Origin of the sequence: Thalassospira australica (assembly GCF_000763295.1) — a bacterium.
Lineage (GTDB): Bacteria > Pseudomonadota > Alphaproteobacteria > Rhodospirillales > Thalassospiraceae > Thalassospira > Thalassospira australica.
Genome location: NZ_JRJE01000011.1, coordinates 1 through 1,039, shown reverse-complemented (window position 1 = coordinate 1,039; position 1,039 = coordinate 1). Strand labels below are relative to the sequence as shown.

Below are 1,039 nucleotides of genomic sequence, written 5' to 3'. Positions count from 1 at the left end.
GCCGGAGGCGTCGGTGACATCAAGCGTCGGAGCATCTGCTTCACCTTCAACAGATACACTCAGCGTATCGCTGGTGGTTGCCGTATCGGTGCCATCGGTTGAGGTTGCGGTGACGCCAAGATCGAACGACCCGCTGTAATCCGCTGGCGGTGTGATGGTCAGACCGTCAAGCTCATCAGCTGTCAGGGTCACGGTGCCGTCCGGATTAACGGTGCCAGCCGACAGGGTTGCGCCACCGGGAATGTTCGAAACCGTTACGGACAGAACTTCACCAGCATCGGTAAGGCCTGCATCGATGTCGAGTGCAATCGGGCTATCTTCGGTGCCCGCTGCGTCCGTTACATCCAGGGTCGGAGCATCGGCTTCACCTTCGACATCCACGGTCAGCGTATCGCTGGTGGTTGCAGTATCAGTGCCATCGGCCGAAGTTGCGGTGACGCCAAGATCGAACGATCCGCTGTAATCAGCTGGTGGCGTGATGGTCAGGCCATCGAGCTCATCAGCTGTCAGGGTCACGGTGCCGTCCGGATTGACGGTACCAGCCGACAGGGTGGCGCCTTCGGGAATATTGGAAATGGTGACGGAGAGGACTTCACCGCTATCGGTAAGGCCTGCATCAATGTCGAGCGCAATCGGGCTGTCTTCGGTGCCCGCTGCGTCCGTCACATCCAGCGTCGGTGCATCGGCTTCACCTTCAATAGAGACCGAGATCGTATCGGACACAGAAGCGGTGTCGGTACCGTCTGCCGAAGTTGCGGTGACACCCAGATCGAACGATCCACTGTAATCAGCTGGTGGCGTGATGGTCAGGCCATCGAGCTCATCAGCTGTCAGGGTCACGGTGCCGTCCGGATTGACGGTGCCAGCCGACAGGGTTGCGCCATCCGGCACGCCGGAGATGGTGACGGAGAGAACTTCACCTGCATCGGTGAGGCCTGCGTCGATGTCGAGTGCAATCGGGCTGTCTTCGGTGCCGGAGGCATCGGTAACGTCGAGGGTCGGCGCGTCGGCTTCACCTTCAACAGAGACCGAGATCGTA

General features: G+C 60.0%; 1 protein-coding gene. It reads right to left on the bottom strand.

Translation table 11 applies throughout. The annotated features are described in order from the left end of the window. The coding region (locus JF44_RS20465) for a hypothetical protein (protein WP_033068668.1) at nucleotides 1–1,039 on the bottom strand (1,039 nt) is incomplete at both ends.